This is a genomic window from Polaromonas sp. P1_G1, from assembly GCF_056405595.1.
Genome location: NZ_JBFUBU010000001.1, coordinates 92,156 through 108,350 on the forward strand (window position 1 = coordinate 92,156; position 16,195 = coordinate 108,350).

Annotated in this window: 17 protein-coding genes; 7 read left to right on the forward strand and 10 right to left on the reverse strand. The window is 63.7% G+C overall.

The window, feature by feature from the left end:
* The first annotated feature begins 18 nt into the window (after positions 1-18).
* The 6 genes from AC1D1Y_RS00565 (at position 19) to AC1D1Y_RS00590 (ending at position 8,011) form a co-directional block, all read left to right on the forward strand.
* Positions 19-990, forward strand: a complete 972-nt coding sequence (locus tag AC1D1Y_RS00565) for a Bug family tripartite tricarboxylate transporter substrate binding protein (RefSeq protein WP_477680623.1) — start codon at positions 19-21, stop codon at positions 988-990.
* Positions 991-1,102: 112 nt separating this feature from the next.
* Positions 1,103-2,482 (forward strand): MmgE/PrpD family protein, encoded by a 1,380-nt coding sequence (locus AC1D1Y_RS00570; protein ID WP_477680624.1) that lies wholly within the window; start codon positions 1,103-1,105, stop codon positions 2,480-2,482.
* 117 nt (positions 2,483-2,599) lie between these two features.
* The gene (locus AC1D1Y_RS00575) at positions 2,600-3,571 is read left to right on the forward strand and encodes a Bug family tripartite tricarboxylate transporter substrate binding protein (RefSeq protein WP_477680625.1); all 972 of its coding nucleotides are present in this window, start codon (positions 2,600-2,602) and stop codon (positions 3,569-3,571) included.
* A gap of 92 nt (positions 3,572-3,663) precedes the next feature.
* Positions 3,664-4,653, forward strand: a complete 990-nt coding sequence (locus AC1D1Y_RS00580; protein ID WP_477680626.1) for a D-2-hydroxyacid dehydrogenase family protein — start codon at positions 3,664-3,666, stop codon at positions 4,651-4,653.
* Between the two features lie 410 nt (positions 4,654-5,063).
* The gene (rpoH, locus tag AC1D1Y_RS00585; RefSeq protein WP_477680684.1) at positions 5,064-5,999 is read left to right on the forward strand and encodes an RNA polymerase sigma factor RpoH; all 936 of its coding nucleotides are present in this window, start codon (positions 5,064-5,066) and stop codon (positions 5,997-5,999) included.
* A gap of 212 nt (positions 6,000-6,211) precedes the next feature.
* Complete coding sequence (locus AC1D1Y_RS00590) at positions 6,212-8,011, forward strand: 7TM diverse intracellular signaling domain-containing protein (protein ID WP_477680627.1); 1,800 nt, start codon at positions 6,212-6,214, stop codon at positions 8,009-8,011.
* A gap of 18 nt (positions 8,012-8,029) precedes the next feature.
* Here AC1D1Y_RS00590 and AC1D1Y_RS00595 read toward each other — a convergent pair whose 3' ends face one another.
* The 5 genes from AC1D1Y_RS00595 to AC1D1Y_RS00615 form a co-directional block, all read right to left on the reverse strand.
* Complete coding sequence (locus tag AC1D1Y_RS00595; protein WP_477680628.1) at positions 8,030-8,659, reverse strand: SCO family protein; 630 nt, start codon at positions 8,657-8,659, stop codon at positions 8,030-8,032.
* A 6-nt stretch (positions 8,660-8,665) separates the two neighbouring features.
* Positions 8,666-9,586, reverse strand: a complete 921-nt coding sequence (cyoE, locus tag AC1D1Y_RS00600; protein WP_477680629.1) for a heme o synthase — start codon at positions 9,584-9,586, stop codon at positions 8,666-8,668.
* A gap of 9 nt (positions 9,587-9,595) precedes the next feature.
* Positions 9,596-10,729, reverse strand: a complete 1,134-nt coding sequence (locus AC1D1Y_RS00605; protein ID WP_477680630.1) for a COX15/CtaA family protein — start codon at positions 10,727-10,729, stop codon at positions 9,596-9,598.
* A gap of 39 nt (positions 10,730-10,768) precedes the next feature.
* Positions 10,769-11,401 carry a hypothetical protein gene (locus AC1D1Y_RS00610; RefSeq protein ID WP_477680685.1) on the reverse strand — a complete coding sequence of 211 codons (633 nt, stop codon included), beginning with the start codon at positions 11,399-11,401 and terminating at the stop codon, positions 10,769-10,771.
* A gap of 86 nt (positions 11,402-11,487) precedes the next feature.
* Complete coding sequence (locus AC1D1Y_RS00615) at positions 11,488-12,249, reverse strand: SURF1 family protein (protein ID WP_477680631.1); 762 nt, start codon at positions 12,247-12,249, stop codon at positions 11,488-11,490.
* Positions 12,250-12,267: 18 nt separating this feature from the next.
* Here AC1D1Y_RS00615 and AC1D1Y_RS00620 point away from each other — a divergent pair, with 18 nt between their 5' ends.
* The gene (locus AC1D1Y_RS00620) at positions 12,268-12,498 is read left to right on the forward strand and encodes a twin transmembrane helix small protein (protein ID WP_436156594.1); all 231 of its coding nucleotides are present in this window, start codon (positions 12,268-12,270) and stop codon (positions 12,496-12,498) included.
* Positions 12,499-12,581: 83 nt separating this feature from the next.
* On the opposite strand, the gene AC1D1Y_RS00625 is transcribed toward AC1D1Y_RS00620, so the two are convergent.
* The 5 genes from AC1D1Y_RS00625 to ctaD all read right to left on the reverse strand — a co-directional run bounded on the left by AC1D1Y_RS00625 (position 12,582) and on the right by ctaD (position 16,189).
* Positions 12,582-13,499, reverse strand: coding sequence for a cytochrome c oxidase subunit 3 (locus AC1D1Y_RS00625; protein ID WP_477680632.1), 918 nt, complete (start codon positions 13,497-13,499; stop codon positions 12,582-12,584).
* A 77-nt stretch (positions 13,500-13,576) separates the two neighbouring features.
* Entirely contained in the window at positions 13,577-13,789 is a 213-nt protein-coding gene (locus tag AC1D1Y_RS00630; RefSeq protein WP_477675963.1) for a DUF2970 domain-containing protein, read from the reverse strand.
* Positions 13,786-14,397, reverse strand: coding sequence for a cytochrome c oxidase assembly protein (locus AC1D1Y_RS00635; RefSeq protein ID WP_477653155.1), 612 nt, complete (start codon positions 14,395-14,397; stop codon positions 13,786-13,788). The genes AC1D1Y_RS00630 and AC1D1Y_RS00635 overlap by 4 nt, the downstream gene beginning before the upstream one ends.
* 21 nt (positions 14,398-14,418) lie before the next feature.
* Complete coding sequence (locus AC1D1Y_RS00640) at positions 14,419-14,532, reverse strand: cytochrome oxidase small assembly protein (RefSeq protein WP_477653154.1); 114 nt, start codon at positions 14,530-14,532, stop codon at positions 14,419-14,421.
* Positions 14,533-14,554: 22 nt separating this feature from the next.
* Positions 14,555-16,189 carry a cytochrome c oxidase subunit I gene (ctaD, locus tag AC1D1Y_RS00645; protein ID WP_477653153.1) on the reverse strand — a complete coding sequence of 545 codons (1,635 nt, stop codon included), beginning with the start codon at positions 16,187-16,189 and terminating at the stop codon, positions 14,555-14,557.
* Positions 16,190-16,195 lie beyond the last annotated feature (6 nt).

The following is a 16,195-nucleotide window of genomic DNA, read 5'->3' on the forward strand; positions in this document are numbered from 1 at the left end:
AGCCCTGGAAACCACACCATGAAACGACGCACCCTGCTGCATGCGGCACCCGCCCTGATATATGCCCCCGGCCTGGCGCTGGCACAACCCGCCTATCCCAACAAACCTATCCGCTACATCGTTCCGGTGGCCGCCGGAGGCGGCAGCGACATGGTGGGCCGCACCGTGACCGAACGCTGGGGCAACCTGCTCAAGCAGAGCTTCATCGTCGACAACCAGGGCGGCGGCGGCGGCGTGCTGGCAGCCCAGGCCACGGCCCGCGCCGCGCCTGACGGCTACACGCTGATGCAGGGTTATGTGGCAACCCACGGCACCAGCCCGGCCACCCGCAAGCTGCCTTACGACGCGATCAAGGACTTCACGCCGATCGGCATGATAGGCGGCACGCCCAACGTGCTGGTGGTCAATGCCGCGCTGCCGGTCAACAACATCAAGGAATTCATCGAATACATCAAGAAGAACCCAGGCAAGCTGAGCTATGGTTCGGCCGGGGCCGGCTCGCTGACTCACCTGACGATGGAGCTGTTCAAGCAACAGGTCAACTCCTTCATGGTGCACATTCCCTACCGCGGCATTGCGCCGGCCTTCACCGATCTGATCGGCGGCCAGACCCAGGCGATGTTCCCCGGCCTTGCCGCGGCGGTGCCGCATATCCGCTCGGGCCGGGTACGGCCCCTTGCCGTAACAGGCCTGCAGCGCCACCCGCAATTCAAGGACGTGCCGACGCTGGACGAATCCGGCTTTAAAGGTTTCGATGCCCAGCAGTGGTATGGCGTGGTCGGTCCTGCCGGCATGCCTGCGCCCATCGTCAAGCAGCTCAACGAGACGCTGGCCACCGTGCTGCGCGCGCCCGACCTGCGCGAGAAGCTTTCGGTGGAAGCAGTCGAACCGCAGGTCATGACGCCGGAGCAATTCGGCAACTTCATCAAGGCCGACATCGCCCGCTGGACACAGCTTGCGCGTGCACGAGGCATCCAGCTCGATAGCTGAAAAGGCACAACGCCATAAGCGGGATTGGCCTTCAGCCCACACAGAGTTCCCGCAAACGGCTCCTCTATTGATAGCAAAACTTTAACCCTGGCAGATCCTGCCGAAAGACACCATGGCCCGCAATACCCAGGTCGCCGCCGACCACAACGCCCCTCCCGTCACGCAAATCCTCGCGAAGTTCGTCGCCACCCATCCCGGTTACCTGGCCGGCGGCTGGAGCGATGCGGTCGACCATGAAGCGCACCGCACCTTCATGAACTGGTTCGGCTGCGCCGTCGGTGCGGCGCAGCATGAAGCCGCCGATGCGGCGCTGGCTGCCGTCCGCATGCTGCAGCCCGCCGCGCAGGCCAGCGTACTGGGCCGTAGCGAAAAGGTCGACATGGCCAGCGCGGCGCTGGTCAACGGGATCACCTCCCACACATTTGACTTCGACGACACGCACCTGAAAACAATCATCCATCCTGCCGGCCCCGTGGCTTCGGCGGTGCTGGCGCTGGCCGAGCACACCGGGGCTTCGGGCCGCGAGCTGATCGACGCGCTGGTGCTGGGCATCGACGTGTCCTGCCGCGTCGGCAACGCGATGTACCCCGAGCATTACGACCGCGGCTGGCACATCACCGGCTCCACCGGCACCCTGGGCGCCGCGGCGGCCTGCGCGCGACTTCTCAAACTCGACGTGCAAAAGACCGCCATGGCGCTGGGCATCGCCGCCTCGCAACCGGTCGGCATGCGCGAGCAGTTCGGCACCATGACCAAGCCCTTTCACCCGGGCGCCGCCGCGCGCGCCGGCCTGATGTCGGCGCTGCTGGCCAGCCAGGGCTACACCGCCAGCCCGAAAGCGCTGGAAGCGCCGCGCGGCATGATGCAGACCGTCTCGACCAAGAACGACTGGAATGAAATCACAGGCGAGTTGGGCCGGCGTTTTGAAATATCGTTCAACAGCTACAAGCCCTTTGCCTGCGGCATCGTGATCCATCCCAGCATCGATGCCTGCGCGCAATTGCGCGCCCAGGGCGTCACGCCGGAGCAGATCGAGCGCATCGAGCTCAAGGTGCACTCTCTGGTGCTGGAGCTCACCGGCAAGAAGGAGCCCCAGGATGGCCTGCAGGCCAAGTTCAGCGTCTACCACGGCTGCGCGGCCGGCCTGACTTTCGGGCGCGCCGCCGAAGAAGAGTTCTCCGACGAGGTGGTGAACCGCGCCGACATGGTGGCGCTGCGCCGCAAGGTGGTGGCGACGGTGGACGATTCGATTGACGAGGCCAGCGCCGACGTGACGGCCGTGCTCGGCGACGGTCGCCGCATCCATGTGTTTGTCGAGCACGCCATCGGCTCGCTGCAGAACCCGATGACCGATGCCATGCTGGACGCCAAATTCCATGGCTTGTCGGATGCTGTGCTCGGCGCAGCCAAAACCGCGGACCTCATCAAGGCCTGCTGGGCCGTCGGCGGCGCTGCCGATGTGCGCGCGTTGACCGCACAGGCACGCCCATGACACGGCGCCGCCGACAGTCATTGCGATAACTGCATAAAACCCGCTGCCATACCGATAGCCGATAGCCCACAGCGATACGCCACCGATACACAACTCACGGATAAAACGGAAGAGATGATGAAAAGACGCACCCTGCTGCAAGCAGCACCCGCCCTGGTTTACGCACCCGGCCTCGTGCTGGCCCAGACAGCCTATCCCAGCAAGTCGATCCGATACATCGTTCCGGTGGCGCCCGGTGGCGGCAGCGACCTGGTCGGACGCGCGATCACCGAGCGCTGGGGCCGGGTGCTCGGCCAGAACTTTGTGGTCGACAACCAGGGCGGCGGCGGCGGGGTGATCGCCTGCCAGGCCACCGCCGCTTCCGCGCCGGACGGCTACACCCTGATGCAGGGCTACGTGGCCACGCATGGCACCAGCCCCGCCACGCGCAAAGTGCCCTACGACCCCGTCAGGGACTTCACGCCGATCGGCATGATTGGCGCCACACCCAATGTGCTGATGGTCAATGCGAATTTACCGGTTAAAAATGTCAAGGAATTCATTGACTACCTGCGGAAAAATCCCGGCAAGGTGAGCTATGGTTCGTCGGGCCCCGGTTCACTGACGCACCTGACGGCGGAACTGTTCAACCAGGCCACCGACTCCAACATGCTGCACATGCCCTACAAGGGCATCGCGCCGGCCATCAACGATCTGATCGCCGGGCAGACCCAAGCCGTGTTTCCGGGGCTTGCCGCGGCACTGCCCTATCTCAAAGGTGAACGCATGCGGGCGCTTGCCGTGACCGGAAGAAAACGCCACCCGCTGCTCAAGGATGTCCCCACCATGGAGGAGTCGGGTCTGAAGGGTTTCGATGCCATTCAGTGGTACGGCGTGGTCGGTCCCGCCAAGATGCCTGAAGCCATTGTGAAAACCCTCAGCGCCTCGCTGGCCCAGGTGCTGGCCCAACCCGACATGAAGATCAAACTGGCCACCGAGGCGATCGAACTGGTCCAGATGGCGCCGGATTTCTTCAGCGTTTTCATGCAGGTGGACATCGCACGGTGGACCAAGCTGGCCAAGCAGCGCAACATCCATCTCGACAGCTAACGCGGTGCGGCCTTTGACACCGCTGGTCAAGCCCGCAGCACGACACTTCCTCTAACACCCATGCACAGGCACGCCGCCTGCCCGGAGCAACCATGACCCGCACGAAGCCCCACATCGTCGTCCTCGGTGACAGCGAGCGAGCGCTACAGCGCCTGGCCGACTGGCGCGGCATTCAAGCCCGGGCGGAGGTCACCATCCACCATGCGCCCCTGGCCGGCGCGGCCTTGGTTGAGGCGCTCAGGAATGCCGAGGTGATCGTGCTGGTGCGCGACCGCACGCCCTTCGACGCGGCCTTGCTGGCGCAACTGCCCCGGCTGCGCTACCTGGTGTTCACCGGCACACGCAACACCACACTGGACCTGGCGGCGCTGGCCGCGCGGAACATTCCCGTCAGCCATACCGAATGGGGCCCTTCCAAGGACAGTACCTGCGAGATGACCTGGTCGCTGATTTTGGCCGCCACGCGCCAGCTGGAGCAGCAAACCGCCCTGCTGCGCCGCGGCCAGTGGCGCCCCGACAGCGCCGCGCCACTCGCCGGCGTGCTGCACGGCCAGACGCTGGGCTTGATCGGCCTGGGTGAAATCGGCGGGCGCGTGGCCAAGGTCGGTCAGGCGCTGGGCATGAAGGTTGTCACCTGGAGCCCGCGCATGACCCCCGAGCGCGCGGCAGAAAAAGGCGCCGTGTCCGTTTCGCTGGAAGCGCTGCTCGCGACAGCCAAAGTCGTCAGCCTGCACCTGGTGCCCACACCAACCACCCGGCATTTGCTCGATACCGAGCGGCTGGCGCTGATGCAGCCTGACAGCCTGCTCGTCAACACGTCCCGGTCCGCGCTCGTGGATGGCGCCGCCCTGGTCAAAGCGCTGGAAAAAGGCCGGCCTGGCTTTGCGGCGCTGGACGTGTTTGATGTGGAACCTCTGCCGCAAGACGACCGGCTGCGCCAACTGCCCAATGTGCTGCTGACACCACACCTGGGTTTTGTGACAGAGCCGGTGTTCCAGCGCTTCGCAACCGGGGTCACCGAATGCCTGCAGGCCTGGCTGAACGGCCAGGGCTTGGTTCGGGTGGTGGCTGCAGCAGGCTGAAGTACTAATTCGCTACTGAATTCATAGCTTATTTCGCCGGTCCTCCATGGTCAAAAGGCCTATTTCGCTGTTTAAACTGGCGAACGGCTTTTATGGGCGTAGCGAGCCTCAATTGCGCATCAAATCGAGTACCCAGACCCACCAACGCAGGCACAAGCGGCTGTAAAAGAAATAGCAGGTAGCCCACTTTTGCGGCACCGGTACAAATCGATACCGTGCCTTTACAAGGCAGAAACTACTCCCTCTGAACCAATGGGCTGTAGCACGCTCATACCAAGGGTTACTACTTATTAGCCTTGCGCTATCCGAGTCATTGAACCTATTGCTTAGCACTCTCTCCAACAGAGTGCTAATATTTAGCACTAGAGAAAAGGAGTTCTGCAGTGTCATATGCTCTTTCCCCCCAATCGCTGACCGCTGCCGTGGCCGTACCCAGTTCGGGCGCCGTCGCAGCCGTCAACCCTTGGTCGCTGGTTCCCCCCCTGGGCAACCTGGACGCTTACATTTCCGCCGTCAACCGCCTGCCCATGCTCACTTTGGAGCAGGAGCAGGAGTTCGCCAAAAACCTCAAGGAAAACAACGATCTTGACTCGGCCGGTAAGTTGGTGCTCTCTCACTTGCGCCTGGTGGTGTCGATTTCACGCAAATACCTGGGTTACGGCCTGCCCCACGGCGACCTGATCCAGGAAGGCAACATCGGCCTGATGAAGGCCGTCAAGCGCTTCGACCCGGACCAGAACGTGCGCCTGGTGAGCTATGCGATGCACTGGATCAAAGCCGAGATCCATGAGTACATCCTGAAAAACTGGCGCATGGTCAAGGTTGCCACGACCAAGGCCCAGCGCAAGCTGTTCTTCAACCTGCGCTCCATGAAGCAGGGTTTCAAGGACGACGCCGACGTGGCGACGCACCGCGACACCCTGACCGAAGGCCAGATCGATTCCATGGCGAAGACGCTGAACGTCAAGCGCGAGGAAGTCATCGAGATGGAGCAGCGCATGTCGGGTGGCGACGTGCTGCTGGACCCGAGCCCCGGCGACGATGGCGAAGACGCCTTTGGCCCCATCGCCTATTTGGCCGACGCGACGCAGGAACCGACCGCCTTGATGGAATCGCGCCAGCGCGACAACCTGGCCTCGGACGGCATCACGGCCGCGCTGGAAGAACTGGACCCGCGCGCCCGTCGCATCGTGGAAGAGCGCTGGCTCAAGGTAAACGACGACGGTTCAGGCGGCATGACGCTGCATGACCTGGCCGCCGAATACAAAGTCAGCGCCGAACGCATTCGCCAGATCGAAGTCGCCGCGATGAAGAAGATGAAAAAAGTGCTTGCGGCCTACGCATAAGCGAAGACGCATAAAGCCGGGGCCCGCCAGGCCCGCCCGCTTTCACCAAGCCCGCACTCTCCCCAGTGCGGGCTTTTTTGTGGCCGCGCCTCGCCTGATTYGGTTTTTGCTGCAATAAATTGCCGTTGCGCACGAACGCCACTTCGCGCAGGCGTGGAAAGCCGGTGAAAATTTAAAACTTTTTTACCCACGCGCGGCCGCACAATGAATTTGTGCTGATCTACCACGCGCTCACCGGCAAGCCCGGACGCTTTCAGCAGTTCGTGCGCGCCCTTCTCTGCGGCAACGGCATCAGGGGAGTGCTGGCAACGTGCCTGCTGGCTTGCGTCATGCCGGGATGGGCGCAGCACGGCGCCGACGCGCGGCTGCCGGTGCTCCAGCTCAACGCGCCCGACGGCCAGATTCCCCTGGCTGAACACAGCCAGTTCTGGATCGATACGACCGGCCAGGCCGTGCTGGAGCAGGTGGAGGCCTGGGAGTACGACCTGCCGTTCGCGATGCGCCCGGCCGGCCATACCGTCATGCTGGACGGCCAGGTGATGTGGCTGCGCTTTAACGCCATGCAGCCGGACCTGTCGCAGCGCTGGGCGCTGGAGGTCAGCAGTGCCGGCGTCGACCGCGTGAGCCTGCACTACCGCGACGCCGCCGGAAACTGGGTCGAGCAAACAGCGGGCGACAAAATCCCGGTGAGCCAGTGGCCGCGCCCCGACCGCTTCCCGGTTTTTGACCTGGACAGCGAACAAGCCCGGCCGGTCACCTACTTCATACGCATCGAACATGCGCGCAGGCCGTTTTCTGCACCTCTGTTTATTTACAAGCACCCCGCCTTGCTGGCGCAGCGCATGCAGGAGCAATTCCTGCTGGGCGCCTATTTCGGCCTCGCGCTGTTGATGGCCCTGGTGGCGTCCGCCAATGCCGTGGCCTTCAGGGACAGGAGCTTCACCGCCTACGCCGTGTACATCACCGCGCTGGCCGGGGCGCAGGCCGCGTTGCTGGGCATAGGCGGGCAATACCTCTGGCCGGACTCGGCGGTCTGGAACGACTTGTCGGCCTTCCTGCTACCGGTGCTGGCCGCCTGCAGCGGCATCTGGTTTGCCCGTGTGGTGACCCGGCCGCGGCAGTTCTCGGTCGTGCTGGACCAGCTGTCGCTCAAGCTGGTCACCGTGCTGGCGTTGCTGGGCACGCTGGATACCTTGTTCCCGACACGCGCGGGCTTCCTCGCCGTCACGGCCGTCATCATCGTGGCCATGGCGCTGATCTGCGTGATGGTCTTCATGGCGTGGCGAAGCGGTGACCCCACCATGCGCTGGATCGCGCTGGGCTTTGTGCCGATGGCGGTGATGGTGCCTTTCCCCCTCTTGCGCAACCTCGGCCTGATTCCCATCAGCTTCCTCACGCAATACGGTCTCACGCTGGGTGCGGCGCTGGAGGCGCCGCTGCTGTTTTACGGCCTGCTGCAGCGGGCCGCCCAGCGTCGCGAAGCCCGGGCACGCGCCGCTGCGCTGGCGCAGACCGAGCCGCTGACCGGCCTGAGCAACCTGCACACCTTCGAGGCACGGCTGCAGGAGGCGCTGTTGCGCTCCAGCCGCTACCGGCACCGCAGCGCACTGCTGATGATCGATCTTTCCAACCACGGCTGGTTCGCCAAGGAGCACGGGCGGCAGATCGCCGACTACGCGCTGGTGCTGACGGGCTCCTGCCTGCGCAAGCTGGCGCGCGACATCGACATCGCGGCGCGCGTCGGCGACAGTGAATTTGCCTTGCTGATCGAGGGGCCGGTGACCGCCGCGCAGGCCGTGGCCGCGGCCACGCAGCTGGCGGCGCGCGCGCTGCAACCCTCTGACCTGCTGCCGGTGGGCTCGCACCTGAAACTGCATGWGGCGATTGCCATGGTGCCGGACGCGCAGTGCGGCGCGCAGCCGGACGCGGCGCCGCACCTGGCCTATATGCTCAAGTCCCTGCGAGAGATGCCGGCCAATACGCGCAAGTCCATCAAGACGGTGAACTTTTAACCCGGCCGCTCAGATCGTTCAGGCGTTCTTCAGCAGCAGGCGGATGTCGGACGCCAGCGCTTCCGCGCCGCCGCCGTAGCGGTTATAGAGGCGTATGCGGCCCCTGCCGTCAAAGATGTAGCTGCCCGCGGAGTGGTCCATGGTGTAGCTGCCGGGGGTCTTGCCGTCGACCTTTTTGTAGTAAACCTTGAAGTCCTTGGCGACCTCGGGCAGCTGGGCCATGGTGGGCCGCAGCGCCAGAAAAGCCGGATCGAAATTGCCCATATAGGCCTTGAGCAGTTCCGGCGTGTCGCGCTCGGGGTCGACGGTGATGAAGATGGCCTGCAGCTTGTCGCCGTCGGTACCCAGCAATTTCTTGACCTGGGCCAGCTCGGCCATGGAAGTCGGGCAGACGTCGGGGCACTGCGTGAAACCGAAGAACACCACCACCACCTTGCCGGGGAAATCCTTCAGCGTGCGCACCTGGCCGTTGTGGTCGGCCAGCGTGAAGCCCTGGGCGTAGTCGGCCCCTGTCAGGTCTATGCTTTTGAACTGAGGCTTGTCGGGCGCACATGCGGTCAGCAGGCCGGCCGTGGCGGCAAGCGCCGCGGCGCCGGCCAGGGTTTTGACGGCGCCGCGGCGCGTGGGCAAGGTGCTTGGGATTTTCATGCGGTATCAGACAAGGTAGTGGTCCAGCAGCAGGGCCGCGAACAAGACCGAAAGATGGATCAGCGAAAAACGGAAAGTCTTGCGCGCCAGCGCATCGGAGTAATTGCGCCACAGGCGCCAGCCGTACCAGCTGAAACCGATGCTCAGCGCCACGGCGGCCACCAGGTAGAGCCAGCCGCTCATCTTGAAGATGAAGGGCATCAGGCAGGCGGGAAACAGCACCAGCGTGTACAAAAACACCTGCAGGCGCGTGAACTCGTTGCCATGGGTGACGGGTAGCATGGGCAGGCCGGACTTGCGGTAGTCCTCGACGCGGTAGAGCGCCAGCGCCCAGAAATGCGGCGGCGTCCACAGGAAGATGATCAGGAAGAGGATCAAAGCCTCGGGGCCGACCGAGCCCGTCATCGCGGCCCAGCCCAGCACCGGCGGCATGGCACCCGAAGCGCCGCCAATCACGATGTTCTGCGGCGTCATGGGCTTGAGGATCACGGTGTAGACCACCGCGTAACCGATGAAGGTGGCAAAGGTCAGCCACATGGTCAGCGGGTTCACCCACACATACAGGATCCAGGAGCCCAGCGCGCACAGCCCCGCTGAAAAGGACAGCGTGAGCGGGTTGCTGAGTTCGCCCTTGGCCGTGGGGCGCCAGGCGGTGCGGCGCATGCGCGCGTCGATCTGCTGCTCGACCAGGCAATTGAAGGCCGCAGCAGCGCCTGCGACCAGCCAGATGCCGGCACAGGCGATTAGCGCTAGCCGAACATCGGCCCAGCCGGGCACGCCGGGAACGGCCAGCACCATGCCTATCAGCGCGCAGAACACGATGAGCTGCACCACGCGCGGTTTGGTCAGCGCGTAGAACTGCGCAAACTTCGACGGAACGTGGGGCGCGGCGGAAGCCGGGGCGGCGGACGGGGTGCTGGGGTTCATGGGGAGTCGCTAGGCATTCAATTTTGACGCATGTGGCGCAGGAGACCTGCTACGGCCGGCAAAGACCACGCCGCTGAGCACAATGACCAGGGCCGCGGCACCGCCGGTATGCGACACAGCCGCGAGCAGGGGCCAGCCCAGAACAGCATTGCTGATGCCCGTGACGGCCTGCAGCAGCACGAGCCCCGCCAGCCAGCGCGCGGACACGCGGAAGGCCGGGACACGGTGCAGGAAAAAGGCCAGCGCAAGGAATACGGCAAACACGAGGTAAGCCACGAGGCGGTGCACATAGTGAATGGCGGTGAGCGCCTGGAAGCTGATGTTGGCGCCGTCATGGCCCGCGCCCAGTTCGCGCCACAGCGTGAAACCCTGGCGAAAGTCCATGGCCGGCCACAGCGAGCCCTGGCACACCGGAAAGTCGGTGCAGGCCAGCACCGCGTAGTTGGTGCTGACCCAGCCGCCCAGGGCGATCTGGATCCAGAGCAGCGCAAAAGCCGCCACGACAGCAAGCCACAGGCCGCTGGAAAGAGTGGTGGCGTTTGCACCCTGCACCTGCGCATACCGCACAGCCTGCGCCCGCAGCAATGCCAGCAACACCAGGCCGCCCAGCAGGTGCAGCGTGACGATGGCGGGGAACAACTTCATGGTGACGGTCAGCGCGCCAAACGCACCCTGCAAACACACCCACGCCAGCGTGACGGTGGGCCACCAGGGTGACACGGATATGCGCTTGCGCTCCAACCAGCTGGTCACCGTGAGCGTGAGGATCAACACCCCGACGCCGGTGGCCAGGTAGCGGTGGATCATTTCGATCCAGGCCTTGGAATGCGTGACCGGTCCGGTCGGCATGGCGGTCTGCGCGGCCTCGATGTGTACCTGGGCGCCCACCGGGCTTGCACTGCCGTAGCAGCCCGGCCAGTCCGGGCAGCCCAGGCCCGAATCGGTGAGCCGGGTAAAGGCACCGAAGATCACCAGGTCAAAGGTGAGGAACAGCGTGACCAGCGTCAGCACCCGCAGGCGCTGCGCCCACGGCGCATTCTTGTTGTGCACCCACACCCAGGCCAGCGGCGCGAGCGCGATCGCCAGGCCCATGATCATCAGGCGCAGGGCGGGGCTGAGGTCGTAGAGTGCGGTGCTTGACATGGTGATGCGGGATTTAGACGTTGAGCCGGCTTTGCCGGCTCAACGACCTTCCTTGTCCCAGCTGCTGGAGGCTCTTAACAGACGCTCCAGGTCACGCTTGGCCTTGGCCGCTGCGGCGGCATCCATGTCGGCCGGGAAACGCATCATCCAGTTGCCGATCGGGTCGACCAGGTACAGATGATCCTCGAGGCGCTTGCCCGCGGCGGGCTCCAGCCATTTCGCGAGTTCGGCCGGCGCCACGCGCAGCACGGCCGACGAGGCCAGCGCGGGCAGCAAAGCATCGCGCACGGGTGCATCATCGGCCACCAGCCAGACGCGGTCCAGCCGCTCCTTTTCCTTGCCCAGCGACTCGCGCAGCTGGCGCTGGAAATACAGGTTCTGCTCGCAGCGCGCATCGCAGGCGCCGCCGGCCACGCTGATGAGCAGCCACTGGTCCTTGAGCGCCGTCAGCGTGCCGGCGCGGCCATCGAGCGCGCGCGTGGCCAGCGGCGGCAGAGGCCGCTGCGGGTCGATCAGCTCGCCGAAGTTGCGGCGGCCTTCGGGCCGGACCACGTAGTAGGTGAAGTAGGAGGCGATCACCGGTGAGGCGCATATCAGCAGCACGGCCAGCATCTTCCAGCGACCGGCGACGGTGCTCGGCGCGCGCGTGGCGGACTGGTCCGGCACGGGCATGGTGTGCACGGTCAGGCCCAGGGGCTGGTCCTGCAGGGCAGGCGCCGCTGCGGGCTTGGGAGAGGTGTCAGGCGTAGGCGTAGTGGTCACGGCAGTTGATCGCGGCTTTTTGGGCGGCGTGAAGAAGTACGGGCACGAAAGGGAAGAACCAGCTGAAACCAGCCATAGAGGATGAACACCAGGGCGCAGAGGCCGAACCACTGGAAGGCATAGCCGTAATGCTTGTCCACACCGAGATTGGGAGGCGCCCATTCGCGCAACAGGCCTTCGCCGGCCGCGCCGGTCTGCAGCAGCGAAACCTCCAGCAGCGGCAGGCCGGTTTGCGACCGGTAGGCAGGCAAGTCGAGATTTTGCCGTATCCGGCCGGTCTCTATGCCCTGGAACTCATAAAGCTTGGAGGGCGGCGGGGCAATGCGGCCCTCCACCGTGACGGTACCCGCGGGCGTCGCCACCTCGGGCAGGCGGGTGCGGTCGGCGAAATTGCGCGGCACCCAGCCGCGCTGCACCATGATGGCCTGGGTCGTGCCTTCCAGCACCAGCGGCGTGAGCACCCAGAAACCCGTCTTGCCGCTCATGGGCCGGTTGTCGAGGTAGACCGTGTGTTCCGCCCGCCAGACACCCTTGAGCACGGCCAGCCGGTGGATGTCGTCGGTGATGTTTTTGGCAGTGAGCAGGGATTGCGCATCCAGCGCGGCAAGCCGGCTCTTGGACTCGATGGCGGCCTGCAGCGCCTCTTTTTGCGCGGCGCGGCGCAGCTGCCACTGGCCCAGCGAAAACGTGGTGCCGGCCACCAGCACGGCGGCCGCGGTCAGCAGCCAGAAGCGCGGAGAGTGCAAAGCCGGTGTCATGCGCCGATAATCCTGTTCATGACTTACCTCGTTGCACTGGCATTCATCGCCATCTTCGCCAGCCTGGCTTCCGCACTTTTTTTCATGCTCAAAGGCGGCAAGGATCCCGAAGGCAGCAAACGCAAAACCAGCAACATGGCGCGCGCACTGGCGTTCCGCATCGGGTTTTCGGTGTTGCTGTTCATCTGCATTCTGATCGCCTGGAAACTCGGTTATATCCAGCCTACCGGCATACCGGTGGGCAAATAAGCGCCACTCACACTGACAAAAAAGAACAAAGGCCGCATCAAGCGGCCTTTGGTTGAGCGGCTTTCACCGCCGTTGGTTCCGCCTTACAGCCAGTACACCAGGATGTAGAGGCCCAGCCACACCACGTCCACGAAGTGCCAGTACCAGGCGGCGCCTTCAAAGCCGAAATGCTTTTCAGGCGTGAAGTGGCCTTTTTGCAGGCGCAAGGTGATGAACAGCAGCATCAGCATGCCGACGAACACGTGGAAACCGTGGAAACCGGTGAGCAGGAAGAAGGTCGAGCCGTACACGCCGGAAGACAGCTTCAGGTTCATCTCATGGTAGGCATGGAAGTACTCATAGCCCTGCACGAAGAGGAAGACCACGCCGAGCACAACCGTCGCCCACATGAAGCCGATGGTGCGGGCACGCTTGCCCTCGATCAACGCGTGGTGGGCGATGGTGATGGTGACGCCGGAGCTCAGCAGCAGCGCCGTGTTGACCGTCGGCAGGGAACCCATGATGCTGGCCCAGATACCACCGCCAATCACCAGCGGCTTCATGGCCGTGAAGGGTTCGACGATGTCTGCGGGTGACGTCGTGGCGCCGGCCACGATGGAAGGCCAGACGGCTTTGAAGTCCGGCCAGAGCAGTGCGTTCTCAAGGCTGCCCAGCGCAGGCAGCGAATGCGCGCGGGCCCACCACAGGGCGGTGAAAAAGGCGCCGAAGAACATCACTTCAGAGAAGATGAACCAGCTCATGCTCCAGCGGAAGGACATGTCGATCTTGCGGCCGTACATGCCGCTTTCGCTTTCACCGATGGATTGGCTGAACCAGCGGAATAGCGTCACCAGCCACCACACCATGCCGACAGCCAGCGACCATTGGCCCCACTCATGGCCGTTGATCCATTGGCTGGCACCGAGAATGACAAAAAACAGGCCGATAGACGCCATCACCGGGTGGCTCGATGGGCTGGGGACGAAATAGTGGGGGGTTGACCCGTGGGTTGCTGATGACATCGCTCGACTCCTGTTTTTCTCTCGAATTTCCAATAATTTCTTGATTCACACCGTGATGGTCTGGCGGGTGCCCGGCCTCAGTGCGCGACCATCCATTTGGCCAGCAGCACCAGGACGGTGACAAACACCACCACGGCGATCAGCCCGACCACAATGATGTGGAGGGGGTTCAAATTCTTCACGTCTTCTTCGTAGTCGCCGCGCGCGCGCAACCCTACGAAGGACCAGGCCACGGCCTTGACCGTGCGCCAGAAGGAGGGTTTTTTGGCAGGTGCGGCGGCCATGCTCATGCGCCTGCCTGCTTTTCAGGGACCACGGCGGCGGTTGTCGCCTTGGACGTGGCCGGCGCGGCAGGCGTCTTGCCGCCGACTTCAAAGAAGGTGTAGGACAGCGTGATGGTGCTCACGTCCTTCGACAGTTTCGGGTCGATGACAAAAGCCACCGGCCACTGCTTTTTCTCGCCGGGCGCCAGGGTGTACTGGCTGAAGCAGAAGCATTCCAGCTTGTTGAAATGCGCGCCGGCCTGTGCCGGGGCATAGCTGGGAATGGCCTGGGCCGACATGGTCCGGTTCTGCACGTTCTGGAACTCGTACATCACCGTGGTCAGCTCGCCCGGGTGCACCTGCAGCGTGTTTTTCGCGGGCTTGAAATGCCAGGGACCGCGCGAGTTCGCGTCGAACTCGACCGTGATGGTGCGGCTGAAATCCACCTGGGTATTCGCCGGCTGGCTGGACGTCGCCCCGGGGATCTGACGGTCGGAAAGGGCCAGCACGTTGATGCCGGTCATCTCGCAGATCGCCTTGTAAATGGGCACCAGCGCGTAACCGAAGGCAAACATGCCGAGCACGATCACGCCCAGCTTGCCCATCATGTTGAAGTTTTCGCGCTTGAGCCGCATCACAGTGGTACCGGTTTTGGCTCAGCGGCCCAGAAAAATCATTTTGGCCATGAAGCCCAGAAAAAAGACGATCGCGACCGAGGCCAGTATCAGGGCCAGCCTCCGGTTGCTTTTCTTTTGTTCAGGTGTCGCCATGGCTATTTACCGATGGGTTCAATCAGCCGATCACGCGGGTTGCCGAGGCATCCAGCTTGGGCGGGGTTTCATAGGTGTGGAAAGGCGCGGGGGATGGGACTTCCCATTCCAGGCCTTCGGCGCCCTTGCCGCCTTCGTCCACCCAGGGGTTCTGCTTGGCCGGTGCGCCCTTGCCGCGCATCGTGGGCACCACGATGAACAGGAAGAAATAGAGCTGCGCGAAGCCGAAGAAGAAGGCGCCCACGCTGGCTACCGCGTTGAAGTCGGCGAACTGCATGGGGTAGTCGGCATAGCGACGCGGCATGCCGGCAAGGCCCAGGAAGTGCATCGGGAAGAAGGTCACGTTGAAGGAGATCAGCGACCACCAGAAGTGGATCTTGCCGCGGGTTTCGTTGTACATGACGCCGGTCCATTTGGGCGACCAGTAGTAATAGCCGGCAAACAAGGCGTAGAGCGAGCCCGCCACCAGCACGTAGTGGAAGTGGGCCACGACGTAATACGTGTCCTGCAGCTGCGTGTCGATAGGCGCGACCGAGAGGATCACACCGGTCAGGCCGCCGATGGTGAACACGAAGATGAAGCCCACCGCGAACAGCATGGGGGTTTCAAAGGTCATGGAACCGCGCCACATGGTGGCGATCCAGTTGAACACCTTCACGCCCGTGGGCACGGCGATCAGCATGGTGGAATACATGAAGAACAGCTGGCCCGTGACCGGCATGCCGGTGGTGAACATGTGGTGCGCCCACACGACGAAGCTCAGGATGGCGATGGAGCCGGTGGCGTACACCATGGAGGCGTAGCCGAACAGGCGCTTGCGCGAGAAGGCGGGAATGATCTGGCTGATGATGCCGAAGGCCGGCAAGATCATGATGTAGACCTCGGGGTGGCCGAAGAACCAGAAGATGTGCTGGTACATCACCGGGTCGCCGCCGCCGGCGGGGTTGAAGAAGCTGGTGCCGAAGTGACGGTCGGTCAGCGTCATGGTGATGGCGCCTGCCAGCACCGGCATCACGGCGATCAGCAGGTAGGCGGTGATCAGCCAGGTCCAGCAGAACATCGGCATCTTCATCAGCGTCATGCCGGGAGCGCGCATGTTCAGGATGGTGACGATGATGTTGATCGAGCCCATGATGGACGAGGCGCCCAGGATGTGCATTGCAAAAATACCGGCGTCCATGGACGGGCCCATCTGCAGCGTGAGCGGCGCATAGAGCGTCCAGCCCGCGGCGGGAGCGCCACCGGGCATGAAGAAGGAGCCGCCCAGCATCAGGCCGGCGGGAATCATCAGCCAGAAGCTGAAGTTGTTCATGCGAGCAAACGCCATGTCTGCCGCGCCGATCTGCAGCGGGATCATCCAGTTGGCGAAGCCCACGAAGGCCGGCATGATGGCGCCGAACACCATGATCAGGCCGTGCATGGTGGTGAGCTGGTTGAACAGTTCGGGATTGACCAGTTGCAGGCCGGGCTGGAACAGCTCGGCGCGAATCATCAGGGCCAGCACGCCGCCGAACATCAACATGAAGAAACTGAACAGCAGGTAAAGCGTTCCGATGTCTTTATGGTTGGTCGCGAAGACCCAACGGCGCCAGCCCGCTGGGGCGTGGTCGTGGTGGTCATCATGCGCGTGGTCGTGATGGTCTAGAACTGCACTCATCTTGGC

What these genes read in the sequence shown, in the direction of transcription:
- AC1D1Y_RS00565 (WP_477680623.1), top strand. Translation starts at nt 19, where the DNA reads ATGAAACGACGCACCCTGCTGCATGCGGCACCCGCCCTGATATATGCC.
- AC1D1Y_RS00570 (WP_477680624.1), top strand. Translation starts at nt 1,103, where the DNA reads ATGGCCCGCAATACCCAGGTCGCCGCCGACCACAACGCCCCTCCCGTC.
- AC1D1Y_RS00575 (WP_477680625.1), top strand. Translation starts at nt 2,600, where the DNA reads ATGAAAAGACGCACCCTGCTGCAAGCAGCACCCGCCCTGGTTTACGCA.
- AC1D1Y_RS00580 (WP_477680626.1), top strand. Translation starts at nt 3,664, where the DNA reads ATGACCCGCACGAAGCCCCACATCGTCGTCCTCGGTGACAGCGAGCGA.
- AC1D1Y_RS00595 (WP_477680628.1), bottom strand. Translation starts at nt 8,659, where the DNA reads ATGAAAATCCCAAGCACCTTGCCCACGCGCCGCGGCGCCGTCAAAACC.
- cyoE (WP_477680629.1), bottom strand. Translation starts at nt 9,586, where the DNA reads ATGAACCCCAGCACCCCGTCCGCCGCCCCGGCTTCCGCCGCGCCCCAC.
- AC1D1Y_RS00605 (WP_477680630.1), bottom strand. Translation starts at nt 10,729, where the DNA reads ATGTCAAGCACCGCACTCTACGACCTCAGCCCCGCCCTGCGCCTGATG.
- AC1D1Y_RS00610 (WP_477680685.1), bottom strand. Translation starts at nt 11,401, where the DNA reads ATGCCCGTGCCGGACCAGTCCGCCACGCGCGCGCCGAGCACCGTCGCC.
- AC1D1Y_RS00615 (WP_477680631.1), bottom strand. Translation starts at nt 12,249, where the DNA reads ATGACACCGGCTTTGCACTCTCCGCGCTTCTGGCTGCTGACCGCGGCC.
- AC1D1Y_RS00620 (WP_436156594.1), top strand. Translation starts at nt 12,268, where the DNA reads ATGACTTACCTCGTTGCACTGGCATTCATCGCCATCTTCGCCAGCCTG.
- AC1D1Y_RS00625 (WP_477680632.1), bottom strand. Translation starts at nt 13,499, where the DNA reads ATGTCATCAGCAACCCACGGGTCAACCCCCCACTATTTCGTCCCCAGC.
- AC1D1Y_RS00630 (WP_477675963.1), bottom strand. Translation starts at nt 13,789, where the DNA reads ATGAGCATGGCCGCCGCACCTGCCAAAAAACCCTCCTTCTGGCGCACG.
- AC1D1Y_RS00635 (WP_477653155.1), bottom strand. Translation starts at nt 14,397, where the DNA reads ATGCGGCTCAAGCGCGAAAACTTCAACATGATGGGCAAGCTGGGCGTG.
- AC1D1Y_RS00640 (WP_477653154.1), bottom strand. Translation starts at nt 14,532, where the DNA reads ATGGCGACACCTGAACAAAAGAAAAGCAACCGGAGGCTGGCCCTGATA.
- ctaD (WP_477653153.1), bottom strand. Translation starts at nt 16,189, where the DNA reads ATGAGTGCAGTTCTAGACCATCACGACCACGCGCATGATGACCACCAC.